Source organism: Pedobacter cryoconitis (genome assembly GCF_001590605.1).
Lineage (GTDB): Bacteria > Bacteroidota > Bacteroidia > Sphingobacteriales > Sphingobacteriaceae > Pedobacter > Pedobacter cryoconitis_A.
On record NZ_CP014504.1, the window covers coordinates 4,601,957 to 4,623,102 of the forward strand.

At 40.2% G+C, this 21,146-nt stretch carries 18 protein-coding genes; 10 read left to right on the forward strand and 8 right to left on the reverse strand.

The features are described 5' to 3' along the window. Positions 1-30 precede the first annotated feature (30 nt). The 4 genes from AY601_RS19240 to AY601_RS19255 all read left to right on the forward strand — a co-directional run bounded on the left by AY601_RS19240 (position 31) and on the right by AY601_RS19255 (position 4,751). Positions 31-2,721, forward strand: coding sequence for a carboxypeptidase-like regulatory domain-containing protein (locus tag AY601_RS19240; protein ID WP_068404107.1), 2,691 nt, complete (start codon positions 31-33; stop codon positions 2,719-2,721). A 7-nt stretch (positions 2,722-2,728) separates the two neighbouring features. After that, on the forward strand, positions 2,729-3,490 hold the full coding sequence (locus tag AY601_RS19245; RefSeq protein ID WP_068404112.1) for an enoyl-CoA hydratase/isomerase family protein: 762 nt from the start codon (positions 2,729-2,731) through the stop codon (positions 3,488-3,490). Between the two features lie 3 nt (positions 3,491-3,493). Continuing rightward, entirely contained in the window at positions 3,494-4,369 is an 876-nt protein-coding gene (locus AY601_RS19250) for an SDR family oxidoreductase (protein ID WP_068404114.1), read from the forward strand. Between the two features lie 100 nt (positions 4,370-4,469). Beyond that, positions 4,470-4,751 (forward strand): ATP-dependent Clp protease adaptor ClpS, encoded by a 282-nt coding sequence (locus AY601_RS19255; protein ID WP_041878221.1) that lies wholly within the window; start codon positions 4,470-4,472, stop codon positions 4,749-4,751. Here the strand turns inward: AY601_RS19255 and AY601_RS19260 are convergent. Then, entirely contained in the window at positions 4,748-5,350 is a 603-nt protein-coding gene (locus tag AY601_RS19260) for a thioredoxin family protein (protein ID WP_068404116.1), read from the reverse strand. The two genes, AY601_RS19255 and AY601_RS19260, sit on opposite strands and share 4 nt — an antisense overlap. 94 nt (positions 5,351-5,444) lie before the next feature. On the opposite strand from AY601_RS19260, the gene AY601_RS19265 reads away from it, so the two are divergent. Beyond that, positions 5,445-7,931 carry a TonB-dependent receptor domain-containing protein gene (locus AY601_RS19265; RefSeq protein WP_068404120.1) on the forward strand — a complete coding sequence of 829 codons (2,487 nt, stop codon included), beginning with the start codon at positions 5,445-5,447 and terminating at the stop codon, positions 7,929-7,931. Positions 7,932-9,095: 1,164 nt separating this feature from the next. On the opposite strand, the gene AY601_RS19270 is transcribed toward AY601_RS19265, so the two are convergent. After that, complete coding sequence (locus AY601_RS19270; protein WP_068404122.1) at positions 9,096-9,434, reverse strand: hypothetical protein; 339 nt, start codon at positions 9,432-9,434, stop codon at positions 9,096-9,098. A 122-nt stretch (positions 9,435-9,556) separates the two neighbouring features. Here AY601_RS19270 and AY601_RS19275 point away from each other — a divergent pair, with 122 nt between their 5' ends. Beyond that, a complete protein-coding gene (locus tag AY601_RS19275; protein ID WP_068404124.1) occupies positions 9,557-10,111 on the forward strand; it encodes an NUDIX domain-containing protein in 555 nt (184 codons plus the stop codon). A gap of 6 nt (positions 10,112-10,117) precedes the next feature. Continuing rightward, a complete protein-coding gene (locus AY601_RS19280; protein ID WP_068404125.1) occupies positions 10,118-10,852 on the forward strand; it encodes a lysophospholipid acyltransferase family protein in 735 nt (244 codons plus the stop codon). Positions 10,853-10,890: 38 nt separating this feature from the next. On the opposite strand, the gene AY601_RS19285 is transcribed toward AY601_RS19280, so the two are convergent. Both AY601_RS19285 and AY601_RS19290 read right to left on the reverse strand, forming a co-directional pair. Beyond that, entirely contained in the window at positions 10,891-11,640 is a 750-nt protein-coding gene (locus AY601_RS19285; RefSeq protein ID WP_068404130.1) for a LytR/AlgR family response regulator transcription factor, read from the reverse strand. 19 nt (positions 11,641-11,659) lie between these two features. Next, positions 11,660-12,685, reverse strand: coding sequence for a sensor histidine kinase (locus AY601_RS19290; protein WP_068404132.1), 1,026 nt, complete (start codon positions 12,683-12,685; stop codon positions 11,660-11,662). A 239-nt stretch (positions 12,686-12,924) separates the two neighbouring features. On the opposite strand from AY601_RS19290, the gene AY601_RS19295 reads away from it, so the two are divergent. The 3 genes from AY601_RS19295 to AY601_RS19305 all read left to right on the forward strand — a co-directional run bounded on the left by AY601_RS19295 (position 12,925) and on the right by AY601_RS19305 (position 15,599). Next, positions 12,925-13,197: a hypothetical protein gene (locus AY601_RS19295; RefSeq protein WP_068404136.1), complete on the forward strand. Its 273-nt coding sequence runs from the start codon at positions 12,925-12,927 to the stop codon at positions 13,195-13,197. Positions 13,198-13,362: 165 nt separating this feature from the next. After that, on the forward strand, positions 13,363-13,740 hold the full coding sequence (locus AY601_RS19300) for a BlaI/MecI/CopY family transcriptional regulator (protein WP_068404138.1): 378 nt from the start codon (positions 13,363-13,365) through the stop codon (positions 13,738-13,740). Further along, a complete protein-coding gene (locus AY601_RS19305; protein WP_068404141.1) occupies positions 13,737-15,599 on the forward strand; it encodes a M56 family metallopeptidase in 1,863 nt (620 codons plus the stop codon). The genes AY601_RS19300 and AY601_RS19305 overlap by 4 nt, the downstream gene beginning before the upstream one ends. A gap of 81 nt (positions 15,600-15,680) precedes the next feature. Here AY601_RS19305 and AY601_RS19310 read toward each other — a convergent pair whose 3' ends face one another. From AY601_RS19310 to AY601_RS19325, 4 genes are all read right to left on the reverse strand, one after another. Then, positions 15,681-16,451: a succinate dehydrogenase/fumarate reductase iron-sulfur subunit gene (locus AY601_RS19310; RefSeq protein WP_068404143.1), complete on the reverse strand. Its 771-nt coding sequence runs from the start codon at positions 16,449-16,451 to the stop codon at positions 15,681-15,683. Positions 16,452-16,474: 23 nt separating this feature from the next. Then, on the reverse strand, positions 16,475-18,454 hold the full coding sequence (locus tag AY601_RS19315) for a fumarate reductase/succinate dehydrogenase flavoprotein subunit (RefSeq protein WP_068404147.1): 1,980 nt from the start codon (positions 18,452-18,454) through the stop codon (positions 16,475-16,477). Positions 18,455-18,483: 29 nt separating this feature from the next. Then, positions 18,484-19,164, reverse strand: a complete 681-nt coding sequence (locus AY601_RS19320; RefSeq protein WP_068404148.1) for a succinate dehydrogenase cytochrome b subunit — start codon at positions 19,162-19,164, stop codon at positions 18,484-18,486. A gap of 219 nt (positions 19,165-19,383) precedes the next feature. Next, positions 19,384-20,919 (reverse strand): Do family serine endopeptidase, encoded by a 1,536-nt coding sequence (locus AY601_RS19325; protein WP_068404149.1) that lies wholly within the window; start codon positions 20,917-20,919, stop codon positions 19,384-19,386. Positions 20,920-21,146: the final 227 nt, after the last annotated feature.

Below are 21,146 nucleotides of genomic sequence, written 5' to 3' on the forward strand. Positions count from 1 at the left end.
TATATTGAGGCTCTATTTTTTTACTATATTATGAAATCCAAATACCTCTATGCTTGCCTTTTCCTGCTGGTTTGCGCTTTCTCTTTTGCATTCAGAATAGCAGATGATCCTTTCGAAACTCTCTTAAAAAAACTTGCGGATTATACGCAGGAAAACCCACAGGAAAAAGTCCATTTACACTTGGACAAGCCTTATTATGCCATTGGTGATAATATCTGGTTTAAAGCCTATGTGACGGATAACAGTACAGATCAGCTTTCCAAAATCAGCCAGGTTTTATATGTAGAACTGATCAGTGAAAGTGACTCGGTAAAGCGTCAGCTTAAATTACAGCTGGTTTCTGGCCTGACCTGGGGAGATTTTAAATTAACAGATACTTTACCCGAAGGAAATTACAGGATCAGAGCTTATACGCAGTGGATGAGAAATGCAGGTCCGGATTTCTTTTTCGATAAAACGATAAAGATTGGAAATGCCTGGGCGAATAAGGTAATGACCGACACCAAATACACTTACAGTAAAAAGGATAATGAAGACCAGGTGAATGCAGTCATCAAATTCACAGATAAAAAAGGCGCGCCTTATGGCGAAGTCCCTGTAGCCTATACAGTAAGGCTGAGAGATAAGAATATAGACCGGGGAAAAGCAATGACTAATGCACAAGGTGAGTTTTCCCTCTCTTTTAGCAGTAAACAAGCTGAGCTGCTGACATCCGGAAGGATCACCGCTACGCTTACGCTGGCCAATAAAGAGAAAATCGTTAAAACTATTCCAATAAAGGCAGTTTCGGATGCGGTTGCTGTTCAGCTATTTCCTGAAAGCGGAAATCTTGTAGAAGACCTTCCTTCGAGAATTGGGATCAAAGCAGTTGGGTCTTCTGGTCTTGGAGAGGATGTTTCAGGTATGGTGATAGATAATGAAGGAACAGAGGTTCTTCCATTCAAAACCACACACCAGGGTATGGGGAGTTTCATCTTGAATCCGCAGCCGGGAAAAACTTATACAGCAAGAATTAAATTGAAGAATGGCGCTGTTCAGCAGGTACCATTTCCTAAAGTGCTGACCTCAGGTTATGTACTCGCCGTTAACAATACAGACAGCAATAAAGTAGGTGTTAAGTTATTGGTTAGCCAGTCGCTGCTGAATACAGGTGAAATGAAATTGGTGATTCAGCATAACAATACAGTAGCTGCGGTATTGAAAGCCAATACACTGAAACAAATTAATGCCCTTTCTCTGAATAAGAAAGAACTGCCGTCAGGCGTCCTTCATTTTACGTTGTTTTCTCCTGAAAATATTCCTGTTGCTGAAAGATTGGTTTTCATTAACAATCCAGCCGATCAAATCGATCTTAATCTACTGAATTTAAAAAAAACATATAAGGTCAGAGAAAATGTACCAGTTGAGTTTTCGGCCACAGATGAGGGGAAACCTACTTATGGTAGTTTTTCTGTGGCCGTAACCAATGCAAGTATTGTAGAACCGGATGCTGATAATGAAAGTAATATCCTGACTTCTTTGTTGCTGAGTTCAGACCTGAAGGGATACATTGAAAAGCCGAATCAATATTTCCGTGACTACAGTACAGAAACAAGAGTGCATTTAGATGAGCTGATGCTAACCCAGGGATGGAGCAGGCTACTGTGGAAAGATGTGATTGGAAATACGGTGGTTAAACCTGTTTTTGCAGCCGAAAAGTCTTTAAAGGTAAGTGGTATCGTAACTACACCCGGCGGGAAACCAATTGCGAAAGGAAAGGTTACCCTATTTTCCAATACAGGAGGATTCTTTATGCTGGATACTTTAACAGATGCCAACGGTCATTTTAATTTTGATGACCTGAGGTTCGGGGACAGTACAAAGTTTGTTGTTCAGGCCAGAAATGCGAAGGACAAAAAGTTCGTAGAAATCAAAATAGACCAGGTTCCCGGACAGCTCGTTACGCCGAATAAGAACACAGGTGATATTGAGATCAACGTCAATGAGGCTATACAAAGTTATATCATCAAGAGTGAGGGCTATTTTGATGACCTGACTAAACGCGGGCTACTGGAAAGAAGTTATACACTTGATCAGGTCAATATTGTAAAGCAGAAATTAAAGGCACAGAATTCTGCAAACCTGAACGGCGCTGGTCATGCTGATGCAATCCTTAAAGCCTCAGATCTGGCTTATTGTACCACGCTGGCGCAATGTCTGCAAGGCAGGATTGCTGGGTTAACTATTCAGGGTTCACAGGCTTTCTTAGCCCGGAACAATGGGGTACCAATGCAAATTATCCTGGACGGAACAAGTGTGACCCCAGATTTCCTGGACAACATACAGCCTCAGGATGTAGAAACCATAGAAGTGTTGAAAAGTGGTGCAAATACTGCCATTTACGGATCGAGAGGTTTTGGAGGCATTTTAATCATCACTACTAAAAGAGGTGGCAATACTGGCTATGCTACTTATGCACCAGGAATTGTTAATATTATAGCTTCGGGCTATTATGCAGTACGCGAGTTTTATTCGCCAAAATATAATACTTCACAAAATATCAGGGCAGCAGATAAGAGAACTACTGTTTACTGGAACCCTAATCTGGCAACCAATGCAGCAGGAACAGGGAAATTTAATTTCTACAATACAGACGAATCCGGCACTTACAGAGTTGTTATAGAAGGAATGAACCTGGATGGCCGCATGGCTAGAAAAGTATATACTTACGAAGTAAAATAAAAAAGCTATGAACACAATCAATGTGACAATAAAAGATCGTTTAGCGCTGATTACGCTTAACCGTGGTAAATCAAATGCCCTGAACAGGGAAATGATCACTGAGCTGACTGATATGCTCCATAACATTGCCAATGATGACAATATAGGCGGAGTAATCATTGCAGGCCGCGATAACTTTTTTTCTGCCGGACTGGACTTAATCGAGCTATATGGTTACAATGAAGAAGAGGCGGAGTCTTTCTGGCACTTATTTCTGGCTTTTACTGCTAAAATCACCGCTTTTAAGAAGCCTATGGTTGCTGCAATCAATGGTCATTCTCCTGCCGGAGGATGTGTGATTGCTTTAGCTTGTGATGCAAGGGTGATGGCTGAAGGCAAGTTTATTATTGGTTTAAATGAAGTCCCTGTAGGGATTATTGTTCCTGAAAGCATTTTTAGCCTGTATTCCTTCTGGTTGGGTAAAGGTCATGCAACCAGAAGCTTACTGGAAGGTAAATTATTCAGCCCGGAAGAGGCTTTAAATATTGGACTGGTAGATGAACTGGTAAATCAGGATAGTATCATGACTGCTGCAGAACGCAGAATAAGAAAATATATGGCACTGGAGCCTAATACCTGGCAGCAGAGTAAGCTGAACATCAGAAAAGAGCTGATTGCAGCAACTTCTGCTGATCAGTCTGAGACATTAAAAATTATGCTTGCGCAGTGGTGGTCTCCGGCTACCAGGAATATTTTGAAAATGATTATTGATAACCTTCAAAAGAAATAAGTTATGTACAATCAACCGATGTTAAGAGATGATGCTTTAAAAGGCAAAACAATTGTAGTTACAGGTGGCGGTACGGGACTTGGTAAAGCAATGGGGACCTATTTCCTTAAACTTGGAGCTAATTTAGTGATCACCAGCCGCAAAGCAGATGTATTACAAAAAACCGCAGATGAGCTGGAAAAAGAAACCGGAGGTAAAGTCCTGGCAGTTACTTGCGATGTACGCGATTATGAGCAGGTAGAAAATGTACTGGCAGAAACGCTTAAAACTTTTGGGCGTGTAGACAGCCTGCTGAATAATGCAGCAGGAAATTTCATCTCTCCTACGGAACGTTTATCGGCCAATGCCTTCTCTACGGTTATAGATATTGTTTTAAAGGGATCTGTCAATTGTACCCTTGCCTTTGGTAAACACTGGATCAAAGAGAAACAGGCAGCAAGTATTTTAAATATTGTGACCACTTATGCTTTTACAGGCTCAGCATTCGTTGTGCCTTCTGCTTGTGCAAAAGGTGGCGTACTGGCGATGACCCGCTCTCTTGCGGTAGAGTGGGGAAAATACGGGATCAGAACCAATGCAATTGCGCCTGGTCCTTTTCCAACTAAGGGGGCATGGGAACGTCTGCTTCCGGGAGACCTGGCAGAAAAGTTTGACTTCAAGAACCGTGTTCCATTGAAACGTGTTGGGGAACATCAGGAACTGGCAAACCTTGCTGCATTCCTGGTGAGCGATTTCTCAGGATATATTAACGGAGAAGTAATTAGCATAGATGGTGGTGAATGGTTGCAGGGAGCAGGACAATTTAACGGACTGGAAGCTATCCCTGGTGAAATGTGGGACGCGTTTGAGCAAATGACAAGGTCGGCTAAAGGCAGCTAGCAGGGCCTGTTTCACCCGAAATCGTTTAAGGTCAATAAGAGCGTGTTTAAAATTATAAATTAAACACGCTCTTATTTTAATAATAGTTTATTTTTGTATCATGTCAACAGAAACAAAAGAAGAAACGTTTACACTGGAAGAGATTTTAACATCCCTTAAAACCTCGCATCGGCTGATTTTATGGAATGATGATGTAAATACTTTTGATCATGTAATCTATTGTATGACAAAATACCTTGATTATACGGATTCGCAGGCAGAGAAAATTGCCTGGGAAGTCCATAATAAGGGTAAATGTGCTGTATTGGAAGGTTCTTTCACTGAAATGGAAGTCTACCGTAAAATTCTTCAGCAGGAAGGATTAACGGTAACTGTAGACTAGTTTTCCAGGTCGCTGATCAATGCGGTAAGTTCCAGCTGCGTCGTTTGTGTCTTATCTCTGGCATACCATAAATGCAAACGCTCTGCCAGTTCAAACATATCAGAAATTTCTGTTTTCCATTCTCCTAATAAGTCCTGCAGAGTTTCTGGCCTTGGCCCCCATTTGGAAATCAGTTCGCCGTTTGCATCCAGCAGCAGCAGCACAGGGATGGCGCGGCCTCCGTTTGTCAGGTGTGCATCTATTAGCGGCAAATTTTTATCTCTGAGCACAAAACGTAAAGAAAATTTCTCTGGTGCAAATTCAACCATCTTCTCAAAGATGGGAACGATCTGTGCGGCATCTCCACACCATCCTTCGGAAATCACCAATAACTGATAGCTTTTCTGCAGTTTTTTAATGGCTTGAATGAAAGCTTCATTGAGCACACCGGTCTTATCGACTCTGCTCATTCGCTGAACATTCATCTTGCTATAGTGCAGCATAGCTTCGCTATGATCGTCGCCTGTTGTTTTATTGCTTTTAAGAAGAGAATCTATCAAATTCCTATACTTGGAATAAGTTAATCCTTCATTCACAAAAATATTACTGTAATTACTCATAATCGCGTTGTAATAAAATAGTTACCCCCGTTTTTTACCATTCTCAGGCCGTTACTTTGCCGTTATATAAAAATCTAAACACAGACTATTCTAAATGAAGAACTATTGCGCAAAGTTTCTATTCGTAACTTTCACTATTTGTACCACAATTTTTCAACTAAATGCACAAACTCCTGCTACTGGTAAACTTACTGGAAAAGTAGTAGACATCCAAAATAATGAAACAGTTCCTTTTGCCACGGCAATATTAATTAATAAAAAAACAAAAGAGACTGTAAAGGTTGCGCAGACTGATGCTGATGGCGCTTTGCTGATGAATAACATTCCCGCGGGAGTTTTCACTTTTAAGATCAGTTATGTGGGTTATCAGACCATGGTCAGGGATTCAGTAGCAATCACTAAAAATCAGCGGATAATTAGCCTGGGCACGATAAAAATGAAGGCGTCCAAAGGAAATGTGCTGAGTGAGGTCACAATTTCGGGAAAGAAAAGCCCTATACAGCTGGGTATCGATAAAAAGGTTTTTTCTGTGGATCAGAGCCTGGTTAGTGAGGGCGGGTCTGCTGGTGATTTATTACAGAATGTACCTTCTGTACAGACGGATGTTGACGGGAATGTGAGTTTGAGGGGTTCAACCGGGGTGAAGGTTTTAATTGATGGCAAACCTTCTTTAATTGCAGGTGGAAATGTTGCACAGGTACTGGCTTCTATTCCGGCGAGCTCAATTGAAACGGTAGAGGTGATCACAAATCCGTCTGCAAAGTATGATGCAGAGGGACAGTCTGGTATTATTAATATAGTCCTGAAGAAGAATACGAAGTTAGGGTTCAATGGAAATGTAGCTTTAACGGCAGGAAACAGAGATAACTACAATGGAAATGTGAGCTTAAGTTTCCAGAATAAGAAGATCAATATTTACGGAAATTATGGGTATCGTTATGGTAATCGCCCTGGTGGTGGTTATAATAATATTCAGTATCTGAACCGTAAGGATTCATTGGCTTATGCGGATCAGTTGAGCAGAATGGAGTCTACAGATAAGAGTCATAATTTAAAAACGGGGTTGGATTATTATCTGACTGACAAAGATATTTTAAGTTTTTCGGGTGGGTTCAATAGCAGGGTTAATGACCGTACAGAGTTTTTGGATATCAACAAATATGCAGCGGGAAGGGTCCCTTTGGAGTTCAGCAAGAGGATAAACACGAATAATGGGACTGGTCATAGTTATGATTTAAATTTAGACTATAGTCATAAGTTTAAGCCGAATCAGGAGCTGACTTTCAATTTTGGGTATTCAACGGGTACGAATGATAATTTCCAGGTTTATAATACTTCGGTTTATAGTTTAAATGGGGTCCCTGCATCGTCAGTTCCGGATATCCTGAATAATACGAATGATGGGACAAACAAGAATTATAATATCCAGCTGGACTATACTATGCCTTTGGGAAAACTCGGAAAAATTGAGACTGGTTATAGAAGCCAGATCAGGTTTTCTGATGCGAATACAGTGGCAAAGAGGTTTGATAATGCTTCGGGGGCTTATGTGGATAATCTTCCTTTATCGAATGATTTTGACAGTAAGGACCAGGTGCATGCGGTTTATTTAAATTATCAGAACCAGATTAAGAATTTCGGGTACCAGATTGGGTTAAGGGCTGAGGATGCATTGCTGAATACCACTTCTGGTGGGTATGATCAGTCGGGTGTGTTTGGTACTGCGCCTGCGCGTATTGCTTATAAGCGGTTATATCCGAGTGTTTATTTAACGCAGAAGTTTACTGGTGAGCAGCAGGTTCAGCTGAGTTATTCGAGAAGGGTAAACAGACCGAGGCCGTGGGATACGAATCCGTTCATCGATTATTCTGATCCGCTGAACTGGCGTAAGGGTAATCCAAATTTATTACCGGAGGATGTGCATTCTTTTGAGTTGGGTTATAGTAAGTTCTGGTCTAAGGTGACTTTGATTTCAAGTGTTTATTTGAGACAGACGAATGATTTGATTCAAAGGGTAAGGTCTGTGCCTGATGCGGATGGGGTCATTATCACAACGCCTGAGAATTTAACGAAGGATCTTTCGAGTGGTTTGGAGTTTATTGCAAAGGTGGATGCGTTGAAGGTGTGGAATTTCACAGGGAATTTAAATGTTTATCATAGCAAGATTGACGGGGTGCCGGCTTTTGGTATTCAGGGAAATTCGGGATTTAGCTGGAATGCGAATCTGACGAATAATTTTGTGTTGCCGCATAGTATTACGTTGCAGGTAAGGGCGGATTATAATTCTTCGCAGGTGATGGCACAGGGCACGAGAAAGGCAATGTATGGTATTGATGGGGGTGCGAAGTATGATTTTAAAGGGAAAAAGGCTTCTCTTAGTTTGAATGTGAGGGATATTTTTAATACGAGAAAGTTCGGGATGTTAACGCAGGATGCGAATTCTATTATCGATTTTCAAAGGTATCAGCAGGGGCCTATGGGGAATTTGACGTTTTCTTATCGGTTCGGAAAAACTAGTTTTATGAAGAAGGGTAAGAAGGTGGAGCAGCAAGAGAGTAAGGCTGACGAAGGTTCCTTCTAAGGGGGCTTTGTGTGGGGGTTTCGCCACCAGGGTTTTAAAAAAAAGCAGCCGTGTATTTTGACGGATTTCTCTGAAGAGAGAAACATTGTCAAAATACACGGCTGACTTTTTTATTAAAAATCATAATTTAGTGAAACCCATTGGCACTCAGGCCCTCCTTCTGCGTCATGGGAAATAGGGCGGATAGTTTGGCAGGGATTTTTAAGGAAAACTTTTATTTTTAGACTGGGCTTTTAGCAGAACCCTTAGAACAAAATTCAGATATGCTTCTTGTTATGCTTTTAGACAGGGCTTTTAGCAGAACCCTTAGGATAAAATTCAGATATAATTATTGTTATGCTTTTAGATAGGACTATTAGAGGAGCCCTTAGGACAAAATTCAGATATAATTATTGTTATGCTTTTAGATAGGGCTTTTAGCAGTACCCTTAGAACAAAATTCAGATATACTTTTTGTTATGCTTTTAGACTGGGCTATTAGAGGAGCCCTTAGGACAAAATTCAGATATAATTATTGTTATGCTTTTAGATGGGGTTATTAGAGAATCTTTTCGAAGAAATAACAGTAAATTATATTTACCTTGCATTGTTATGCTTAGTAAAGCCTCCTTTTCTTCGGAAGAGCGTAACTAAGTAAGTTGTTTAGCCTTCGGTCGCATCCGGGGCTTTTTTGTTTTTGGCGATTAAATAACCCAAAGTATGGTTTCAAATTTAATAAAGCTAAATTTAGGTAGTTTGCTTATTTGCATTATTATCGCATGTTCAAATAACACAGGCAAAGAAAATACTCAATTAGTCAAACCATTAACTGATACCTGCGGAGATTTAAGGAAATATACTGGCAGCTTTATATTGTCTGATGTGGGCTGTTCAGGTTGTCATTCCACTTGAGAAAAAAGGATTTTCTATGACATCCCAACATTTTCAGAAGTAGCTGCAACTGATAGCTTAAAATTAGCGATTACATCGCTAAAACAAAGCACAATAATTTATACATCAAGAAACCTATGCTTAAGGAGCATAGTAACAAAAAGCTTGATAGTCTAAGTGAATGTCAGAAAAAAAGCCTGATCCACTATATCAAAGATTGCAACAGAAAGATTCCTAAGATATAATATCTTTCAAAATGATATATCCCACTATTACAAATGCTTTGGGGTTCTTTTACCAGATGTAAGTGTTCAATCTTTCTTCTAATTGTGCGAGTTCCTCGCGAACGTCAATGGTGATTTCTATGGAATGACAGTACTCGTCATCTTCGAGGACTTGCTTTAGTGCAGCTATTCCAAGTTTAAGGTCGTCTTTGAGCTCCTCGGTTGGCCATACATAAATACGGCCGAATTGTACGAGACAGAATGCGGCAGCCCGGAGTACGTCAGCACTGTCTTTATGGAGTTCTTCTGACAGGGTTTTCCGGACGTGAGCTGCCAGACCTGTTTTTTTCATCATCGTGCCGTACCAATCGGCGGCAGGGTCGTTATCCCATGGTTGATCTCCCCACATATGGTTGTGTTTTGATTTGATTTGATTAATGGTAGAACAGTTGAGTTTGAAAATTGTTGCCTGATTTCGGGCTTTAGATTTACAGTTACTTATACTTTTTAGAAATTTTGTAACTTGCGGGCATGGAAGAGCACAATCCCTGGACTATTCTGGATAGCCGAAAGATTTATGAGAATAATTGGATTGGGGTTACTGAACATCAGGTTCTTAATCCTTCTGGTGGAAAAGGCATTTATGGGGAAGTTCATTTCCGGAATTATGCGATCGGTATTTTACCGCTGGATCAGGATATGAATACCTGGCTTGTGGGACAGTACCGTTTTCCAATAAAGGCTTATAGCTGGGAGATTCCGGAAGGGGGCGGCCCGCTGGGGCTGGAACCGCTGGATAGTGCTAAGCGTGAGCTGCAGGAAGAGACTGGATTGATAGCTACGGAATGGATGGAGGTGCAAAGGATGCATTTATCAAATTCGGTGAGCAATGAGCTGGCCATTATTTATATTGCAAGGGGCCTGACTATGGGGGAAGCTGAACCGGAAGAGACGGAAGAGCTGGTTTTACGGAAGTTACCGTTTGAGGAAGCTTACCACATGGCTATGGATGGGAGAATTACCGATAGCATGAGCGTTGCAGCATTGTTGAAAACCAAAATATTATTACTCGAAGGCAAACTATAAAATTATATGAACAAATTTCTGGGATATATCCTGACTCCCGTATTTTACTTTTTCTTTTTCCTGACCCTGATTATTTTTCAACCTATTCAATGGGTGTGCTTTCGCCTTTTTGGTTATAAGGCACATAAGGTATCGGTTGATTACCTGAATTTCTTTTTGACGTATTGCCAGGTCTTTTTAGGCAATTCAATAACTTTTGTGAATCAACAGGAGCTGCCAGCTGACAGACCCGTTATTTTTGTAGCGAATCACCAGAGTATGTATGATATCCCCGGGATTATCTGGTTTTTGAAGAAGCACCATGTGAAGTTTATTTCCAAGATTGAACTGACTAAGGGTATTCCTTCGATCTCGTTTAATCTGAAGTACGGGGGCGGCGCAAATATCAATCGTAAGGATAGTAAGCAGGCAGTTTCTGAGATCATTAAGCTGGGCAGAAGGATGAAAGACAATAATTGGTCAGCGATGATTTTTGCGGAGGGTACAAGGGCTAAGGATGGTTTGATGAAGCCTTTTCATGTTGGGGGAATTGCCACTTTATTGAAAGCTGCTCCTGATGCGCTGATTGTACCGATTGCAATTGAGAATTCCTGGAAGATTGTTCAGTATGGGGCATTCCCACTGAGCTGCGGAGAAAAGATCAGATGGACTGTCCTCCCTCCTGTTCCAATTGCAGGACTGAACCCTGAAGAATTGACATTGGCAGCCGAACAGGCGATCAGAAAGTTCCTGAAGCAGTAGTCCGGCTTTTTGTTAAGGCAACAGGCTAACTGTTGCGCTTAGATGTTTTTATTTTCTATCCGTTTGAAAAACTCATCCCGGTAGGTATCACCGATAGGGATAATTTTACCGCAGATCGCTATCCGGCTGCGCTCTATGCTTTCAATTTTGTCGAGCGCGATGATATAGGATTTATGTACCCTGATAAACTGAGCCGAAGGCAGGGTCTCTTCCATTTTCTTCATGTTCTGAAGGGTAATGACCCTTTCGTTCCTGGTGAATATGGAGATATAGTCTTTCAGTCCTTCGATGTAAAGAATATCACTGAGTTCAATTTTCTGGATTTTATGCTCGGTCTTCACAAAGATGAAATCCTGAACAGGCTGAATTGTAACTGCAGGGGGAGCTACCACTGGCGCAGGAGCGGGAACAGCTACCGTTTCTGCATTATTTTTATGCTGGTTATGGACTTTTTCTACAGCTTTATAAAAACGGTCAAAAGCAATAGGTTTCAGCAAATAATCAGATACATTTAAATCATAACTTTCCAGTGCATATTGTGAATAGGCGGTAGTCAGGATGTATTTAGCTTTGTTATTGGCAATTTTAAGGAATTGAATCCCTGTCAGATCAGGCATCTGAATGTCCAGAAATACCAGGTCAATTCCGCCCGCCTGAACAAGCTGCAGAGCTTCGATGGCATTCTCCGTTCTCGTCACCAACTCTAAAAAGGGCACTTTTGAGATATAATCCTCAATGATATCAAGCGCTAATGGCTCATCATCTACAGCTATACATTTTAGTATCATTATAATTATTTTTATCTTTTTATATGTCAAGCATGAGCTCGCTTGTATAATGGGTAGCCGAATTTACGATATTTAACTTATACCTCTCAGGATAAAGTAACTGTAAACGGCGCTCTACGTTATTCAGGCCTACCCCTCCTACTTCATCCTTATTCCCATTACTTTTCTTATTCGTAATACTGAAATGCAGTATTTTCTGGTTCGCAATAATATTGATCCGGATTGGGTCTGTAGGATCATTGGCCACGCCGTGTTTGAAAGCGTTTTCCACGAAGGAAATCAGAATTAATGGAATAATCTGCTGGTCATCAATTTCGCCGTTCAGGGTCATCTCTACTGCTGCACCATTTTTAAACCTTAGTTTCTGCAGCTCAATATAACTTTGTACATACTCAATTTCCTTACGCAAAGCAACCCAGCTATCATTACTTTCATAGATCATATAACGCATGATCTCCGCTAGCTTTAAAATGGCATCTGCTGTTTTATCCGATTTCTGATAGGCAAGTGAATAGATATTATTTAAAGAATTAAACAGAAAATGCGGGTTTAGCTGTGATTTAAGGAATTGTAATTCCATGTCTTTTCTTTCTGTTTCAAGACTGCGCTGAATACGGATATTGCTAAACCAGTCCAGCATAAATTTGATCAGACAACTGGAAATAATAAAGAATCCAGATATGAATACCGAACTAATCATATACAGATTGAGGTCGGAGTGTGTGGTAACCCCGGTTTTAGGGTTTGTATGTTCCAGCATCACGTCCCGGTAAAGTAAGGCCAATCCCGTTTTTAAAAACATCATGACCACAATCAAGGCCACAATAGAAATTACATAAATCCAGTACTTTTTCAGCAACTGAGGGATAAGAAGCGTATAGTTAATATAAAATATGGAAATATTGATAATGGAAAAATAACATATACTCACCAAAATGTATTCCCTGGTCATCTTCTCTTTATTGAAGAATATCATCAGGGCCATAATTACCCCTAAAAATAACCAGTAAACAGAATGTACAATCAGCGCTCTTTTATCCTTCATTTGATTTTTATTGTTTTAAACAGCTATAGTTTTAGTGACCGCTCAAAGTAATGAAAGTAACGTTTTTAAGTCATAGGTTTCGACGAACTGGCATTTTTTTTCTACCAACGCCCGAAAATAGGATTTTCACCACTTATTGGCAAAATAACCCGTTGATCTATAATTATATCCAATTGGTATAATACATTTTAGCCAGAATAATTTTATGAGTCTATTTGTTTCATCAAAACGAAACAATTATGAAAACAGCATCTCTACAATACATCGATACTACAGTAAAAAACAGCTTGCATGTTTCATATGAATCAGAAATCAACGCTTTAAATAATATAGCCTCTTATACAATGAAAAAATTAACAAATGTCTCTCCTTTTATATTATTGTTGATCCCAGTTTTTGTCATGATGATTTTTGCCCTTACAGGCCCTTCAAATATGACTAAGGGTAGTGAAATCACTGCTAACGCTACTTCTGCAAATCAAGTTGCGGAAACAGCATACCAGGGAAAATAGTCCTGCCCGCTTTCTTAAGAATTTAGTTTTTAGTTAATAGTTAAAAATATGGTGATTGGATGGTCACCATATTTTTTTTGCGCTTATTCTTTGAAACTAAACAATTAGTTCATACATTTATATAACTAGTTTTTTAGTTACAACCTTCACAAGAACATAAGACCTATGGAAATTAAAGACCTGACCAAAGCCGAAGAACAATTAATGCAGATCATCTGGCAAATCGAGAAAGGATTTGTCAAAGAGGTGATGGATTTCCTGCCAGAACCCAAACCTGCTTACAATACAGTCTCTACCATTATCCGGATATTGGAAGTGAAAGGGTTCATTGGCCATGAAGCCTTTGGAAAATCACACCAATACTATGCACTGGTATCTAAAGAAGACTATAAACGCCATGCCACAGAAAAACTACTTGGAGGCTACTTTGAAAACTCCGTAGAAAGCATGTTCTCCTTTTTTGTAAAGGAAGAGAAGATGGACATCGGTGATGTAGATGAAATTCTTAAAATGATCAGCAAACTTAAAAACAAAGCAAAATGACCTGGGCCCACTATCTTCTGCAAATAAATATATACCTGGTTATATTTTACGCATTTTACAGATTGCTGCTTCACCAGGAGACCTACTTTGTACTGAACAGGATTTATTTGATTGCTGCGGGTACGCTTTCTTTAATTATTCCATTTTTAAGACCAGAATGGTTTGTCAGACAGCCTGCCACGCAACAAATTAAAATTAGTATAGACGAACTCACCATGATGGCTCAGGGAACAGTATCAGCTGATCATGGCCAGTATTTCAACCTGATCGCTTTCTTGGTATGGACTTATCTTGCCGGTGCTTTATTCTTCCTGTGCAGGTTGAGCTATCAATTGCTTACAGTAAAAAAATTACTGCATGCAAATCCAAAAGGCATGGCCTTTTCATTTTTTCGCAAAAAAGTAATCGATCCCACACTGTCAGAACTACATATAATTCAAAAACATGAAGAAATCCACAGTCGTCAACTGCATAGTTTCGATGTCTTATTCTTCGAGTTTTTAGGAGCATTGGTTTGGTTCAATCCGATTATTTATGCCTACAAAACCGCAGTAAAACATATTCACGAATACCTGGCCGATGAAGAAGCCGCCCGTTTTCAAGGTGACAAAGAAAGTTACGCCCTGCTGCTCTTAAGTCAGGCTATGGGAGTCGACCAGCATGTACTAACCAATAGTTTTTTCAATAAATCAATGCTTAAAAACCGAATTATCATGCTAAACAAACAACCCTCCACAAAAACAGCGATCTTGAAATATGGCTTGTTTTTACCCCTGTTCGCAGTTACTTTACTATTCTCCTCAGCGGCGATCAGTAAAAATGAAAATCTGAAAACTGTTGCTGCAGAAATTGAAGCTCCAGTTTCTCTTCCTGAAGCGGTTTTACCAGATTTCATTCACAGCAATAATCAGCGCAAAATTATCAACCAAACAAATCAATGGACACCGCTTTACAACTATTTGGCAAAAAGCATTAAATACCCTGTTGCAGCCTACCAGCGTAAATTGCAGGGGAATGTACAAATTAGCTTTACACTTCAAAATGGTGAGCTTAAAAACATCGGGGCGGGCACGCAACTGGGCGCAGGGTGCGATGCTGAAGTGATCAGGGCTGTTTCAGCTTTTGAGGGCTTTAAATCGGTAGATAATGGCAAATACAGCTTTACGGTTGCCTTCCGTTTAAAGGGCGCAACTACACCATTAGAGAACATAAATATTAAGCCGTTGAGTGGATATACTACTTTAAATTTAATTACAATCACCGGTGAATCTGCTAAAAATAAACAGATTGCTCAAACTAAAGAAGAGCCAGTTTACGATTTCGTTACGATAACTACTCCACCATCTTTCCCTGGAGGAATGGAAAATTTTTATAAGTTCCTCGGAAAAAGTGTTAAATATCCTGAGGAGGCAGTAAAAAATAATGTCGAAGGTAAAGTGTTCCTCTCTTATATTGTAGAAAAAGACGGGACCCTCACGGATATCAAAGTAGTCAGGGCACTTGGAGCAGGAACTGATGAAGAAGCAGTCAGAGTGCTGAAGTTATCACCGAAATGGATTCCTGGTTATAGCGGTAAAGATCCTGTACGGGTCAAATTTAATCTGCCAATCGGTTTTACTTTAACCAAAGAAAAACCCAAGCAAGAGGATAAGCAAAAGCAAACTGGCATTGTTGCTCCACCTGCAAATCCATTGTATATAATCGACGGCAAAAACATGACCGGCCAAACAGATATACAAAATATCAATCCTAATGACGTTGAGAGTGTAAATGTATTAAAGGGCGAAGCAGCCATCAAACAATACGGCGAGGCAGCGAAGAATGGAGTGATCCAGATTACCACCAAAAAGAAAGGTTAAAAAATAAAGGATTTAACACAAAACCCCTGCTAAAAATAGCCGGGGTTCTGTGTTAAATCCTTGTCTCGTTGTTTAAATCTATTAAACTTCTTCCTCAGAAACAAATTTTGCGGAATAAAAGTCTCTGTTCATTCTTGCAATATTCTCTAAAGAAATTCCTTTAGGGCATTCAGCCTCACAAGCACCGGTATTGGTACAGTTACCAAAGCCTTCAGCATCCATCTGCGCAACCATACTCTGTACGCGACGGTAACGTTCTGGCTGACCCTGAGGCAATAATGCCAATTGCGAAATCTTAGCCGAAGTAAATAACATCGCAGATGCATTTTTACAAGTAGCTACACAAGCACCGCAACCAATACAAGCCGCAGCCTCGAAAGCTAAATCTGCCTGGAACTTAGGGATTGGCAGTGCGTTAGCATCTTGCGCATTACCCGTATTTACTGAAATAAACCCTCCTGCTGCAATAATTCTATCGAATGCAGTACGATCTACCGTTAAATCTTTAATCACTGGAAAAGCCTTCGCTCTCCATGGTTCTACCACAATGGTATCACCATCTTTGAAAGAACGCATGTGCAACTGACAGGTAGTAATACCTTCTTTTGGTCCATGTGGCCTTCCGTTAATATACATTGAACATGCACCGCAAATACCTTCTCTGCAATCATGATCGAAAACTACCGGCTCTTCGCCCTTATTAATTAGCTGCTCATTTAAAACGTCGAACATTTCTAAGAAAGACATATCAGGAGAAATTTCTGATATTTTGTAGTCTACCAAATTACCTTTGGCTTTGTTATTCTTCTGACGCCAGATTTTCAGCGTTAAATTCATATTTCCTGTACTCATGGTATTGAGATTTTAGTACTAGATTATTTATAACTTCTTTGTGCAATTTTGATGTTCTCGAATTTCAACTCCTCTTTGTGAAGTTCAAACTTAACATCATCCTTGTATTCCCATGCAGATACGTAAGCATAGTTTTCATCATCCCTTAAAGCTTCACCTTCTTCAGTCTGATATTCTTCTCTGAAGTGACCTCCGCATGATTCATTTCTGTTCAATGCATCCATACACATCAGCTCACCCAATTCGATAAAGTCAGCTACACGGCCAGCTTTTTCTAACTCAGGATTGAATTCATCTGTTGAACCAGGAACACGTACATCAGACCAGAAATCTTTACGCAATTGTTGTATTTCTACAATCGCTTCAGAAAGTCCTTTTGCATTACGCGCCATTCCACATTTTTCCCACATGATCTTACCTAATTTCTTGTGGAAGAAGTCTACAGATTTTGTTCCTTTAATTGAAATGAATTTATCAAGGATAGCTTTAACACTCGCTTCTGCCTCCACAAATGCAGGATGATCCAGAGAAATTGCTTTAGTAGCCAACTCTTTAGAAATATAAGAACCGATAGTATAAGGGATTACAAAGTAACCATCCGCAAGTCCCTGCATCAAAGCAGAAGCACCTAAGCGGTTAGCACCATGGTCGGAGAAGTTAGCCTCACCTAAAGCATATAAGCCCGGCACAGTAGTCATCAGGTTATAATCTACCCATAACCCGCCCATTGTATAGTGAACTGCAGGATAAATACGCATTGGTAATTCATAAGGATCTTCACCAGTAATCTGTTTGTACATGTCAAACAAGTTTCCGTATTTCTCTTTGATCACCTCACGGCCTAAGCGCATGCAAGTTTCTTTATCCGGATTGTGGATATTGTGTACTGAAGCTTCAATACGTCCGTAACGCTCTGTATTTGCTTTGAAATCCAGGTATACAGCCAGTTTAGAAATACCAACACCATAACCAGCGTCACAACGCTCTTTGGCAGCTCTTGAAGCCACATCACGTGGAACAAGGTTACCGAAAGCAGGATAACGACGCTCTAAATAATAATCTCTTTCGTCTTCAGGAATATCTGTTGCGATACGCTGATCGTCTTTTTTCTTAGAAACCCAGATACGTCCGTCATTACGTAATGACTCAGACATCAGGGTTAATTTCGATTGGTGATCTCCTGATACCGGGATACAAGTAGGGTGGATCTGGGTAAAACAAGGATTACCAAAGAAAGCTCCTTTTTTGTGTGCTTTCCAGGCTGCAGTTACGTTACTTCCCATCGCATTGGTAGAAAGATAGAATACGTTTCCGTAACCACCTGTTCCTAACAATACCGCATGACCGAAGTGACGTTCCAGTTCACCTGTAATTAAGTTACGGGCAATAATACCACGTGCTTTACCTTCAATTTTAACAACTTCAAGCATTTCATGACGGGTAAACATCTCTACTTTACCCATACCAATCTGACGCTCTAAAGCACTGTAAGCACCTAATAGCAATTGCTGACCAGTTTGTCCGGCAGCATAAAACGTACGCTGAACCTGAGTACCACCGAATGAACGGTTATCCAGTAATCCACCATACTCTCTCGCCAGAGGAACTCCCTGAGCCACACACTGGTCAATGATATTCGCACTTACCTCAGCTAAACGGTGAACGTTAGCTTCACGGGAGCGGTAATCACCACCTTTAATCGTATCGTAGAATAAACGGTAAACACTGTCACCATCATTCTGATAATTTTTTGCTGCATTGATACCACCCTGAGCTGCAATAGAGTGCGCTCTTCTTGGTGAATCCTGGAAACAAAAACATTTAACTTTATATCCCATTTCAGCAAGGGTTGCTGCTGCCGAAGCACCTGCAAGCCCTGAACCTACTACTATAATTTCTATACTTCTTTTATTCGCCGGGTTAACCAGAGGCATTGAAGACCTCAGTTTAGTCCATTTCACGGTCAGTTCCCCTTCCGGTATATTTGCATTAAAATCTGCCATTTTATTTAGCGTTTTATACGTTCGAAATTTTATTTAATAAGTCCTGTATGCACTGCAATAGGCATAGCTGCAAAAAGTAAGGCGATGATAATGGAATACCATACCCCAAAACCTTTGATAAGCGGACTATACTTTTTGTGGTTCCATCCTAAGGTCTGGAATGCAGAAGCGAAACCATGTAATAAATGGTAAGCTAACGATGCCATTGCAAAGACATATAAAACCACGATCCAAACATTTTGAAAAGTCTCTCTCATTACTGCGAACAAATCTTCATGTCCATTTGAATCTGTTGTCGGGATACCTGTAAAACGAGATACTACCCAGAAATTAGATAAATGCACAATCAGGAAGATTAACAATAATGTCCCTAATAACCCCATGGAGCGGGAGTACCATTTACTATTTGCATTTCCATCATTCACTGCATACTTTACCGGGCGGGAAGCCTGATTTTGAAAAGTCAGACGAAGGCCCTGTACAATGTGTAAAAGCAAGCCAACCATCAGTATAACTTCTGACCCTCTGATTAACCAGTTTGTAGCCATAAAGTGAGCACCAAGATTGAATGTTAATCCACCGTCATTCAGAAATATCAACGAATTGATAAAGCAATGCACAATTAGAAATAAAATAAGAAACAGGCCGGTGATACCCATTATTAGTTTTTTTCCTATAGACGAGGAAAAAGCGTTTCCGAAACTAGCCATTAGATTTATATTTTTGAGTTCTATTCCTGCAAAAGTATTTAATAAATGACTTAATTTATACAAGAATTCCAGTTAAAATCAATAAATAAACTATTTAGAAACGTTCTAAGTTTTATGCTTTTAGGGGGTTATTGTGCAAATTACACGAACAACAGGGCGTAAAAAAACGGGAAGCAATTGTGATTGCTTCCCGTCAGAAAATCTTTAAAATATGATTGCTTAGTTAAAGCTGAAAGTGTAATTTCCATTAGGTCCGATTCCCGCTACAGTCGTCTTTCCGTTTTTAGAAGTTGGCAATGCAGCTTCTACATCCTTCGCACTGTTCACTGGTTTACCATTGATACTGGTCACCAACAATCCTTTAGGGATATCCAGGTTATCAAATGCCTTACCTGGTTCTACAGCAGTCACTACAACTCCGTTTTTAGCGCCAAATTTAGCTTTAATTGCTGGTGATGCCGGAGCAAATGAAGCCCCAAGTTTACTCATCGTCGTCCCTGTTGTTTTTGCAGCAAGCGTAGTTTTTGGTTTATTTAAGCTTTCATCACCTTTTAAGGTAACGTTTACATTCTGCTCTTTTCCATCTCTTGAAATCGTCAGCTGCACTTTATCACCAGGACTCATACGGCCAATCTTTTCCTGAAGATCCGGAGAAGCAAAAACCTCTCTGCCCTCTACCTTTTTGATGATATCTCCTTTTTTAATTCCTGCTGCTGCGCCACCACCTTCTGGCATGACATCGTTTACATACAGACCTGAAACATCATTGATTTTCAGGTTTTCTGCTGCATCAGCATTCAGTTCCTGGAAAGTAACGCCTACATAACCACGTTTTACACTACCATATTTCTTAAAATCTTCTAAGATCTTTTTAGCAAGGTTTACAGGAATAGCAAATCCGTAACCTTCATTTGTACCCGTCTGAGAAGCAATTGCTGCATTAATACCAATCAGCTCACCATTTGCATTCACTAATGCACCACCACTGTTTCCAGGGTTAATAGCCGCATCAGTCTGAATATACGATTCAATTGCGCTGTTTGTTCTTGCAGGCGCTTTACCTGTACGCTGATATTCTTCGTATTCCTCTTCAGTAGGCTGCTGATCTCTGTTTAAAATACCAATTGCACGGGATTTCGCACTGACAATACCAGCAGTTACCGTAGTTTGTAAGTCTAATGGGAAGCCTACTGCCAATACCCATTCTCCTACCTGAACATTATCAGAGTTTCCCATTTTCACTACTGGTAAATCTGAAGCATCTACTTTGATTAAAGCAAGATCGGTATTCGGGTCTCTTCCAATTACCTTAGCCTCTACTTTACGGCGGTCTGAAAGCACTACCTGAATTTTATCTGCGTTATCTACCACGTGGTTATTGGTTACGATATAACCATCAGGCGTTAAAATCACACCCGAACCAGAAGCGGCTCTTGGCGCACGTGATCTTCTGCCACCACGGCCTCCGAAGAATTCTTCCATCATATCCATTGGAGAACCTGGGCCCCCTGCTGCTGAACCTTCTGCTTTAAATGTTGTTCTGATATGCACTACTGCCGGGGAAACCGCAGCAGCAGCCTGAACGAAGTCAACTGCTCCCGTTGAAGAAATTTTTACCGGGTTGCTTGCAAAAAGAACATTTTGCTTTTCAGCCAATGTCATTCCGCTTGTACTGCGTTCAAACATCTTATAACCGCCAATTGCGACTGCACCTCCAATGAATGCAGCTAAAACTATTAATGCTATTTTTTTCATCAGTATATAATTGTTTTTTAATTGTTATGAAGCTATCATGTGCTAACCAGTACTGTTCATTTTTATTTGTGCTGTGCTGCTGCACATGATGGTTTCATCAGTATGTTTGTTAATTTATTTGTTAACTAGTATCAAAGCTTGCACCAGCCTAACTTTATTCATTAATTTGAGCATTAAACTCATGCAGGTTTCATTTGTTTGTGTTTCTTTGTTCTTATTACTCAAAG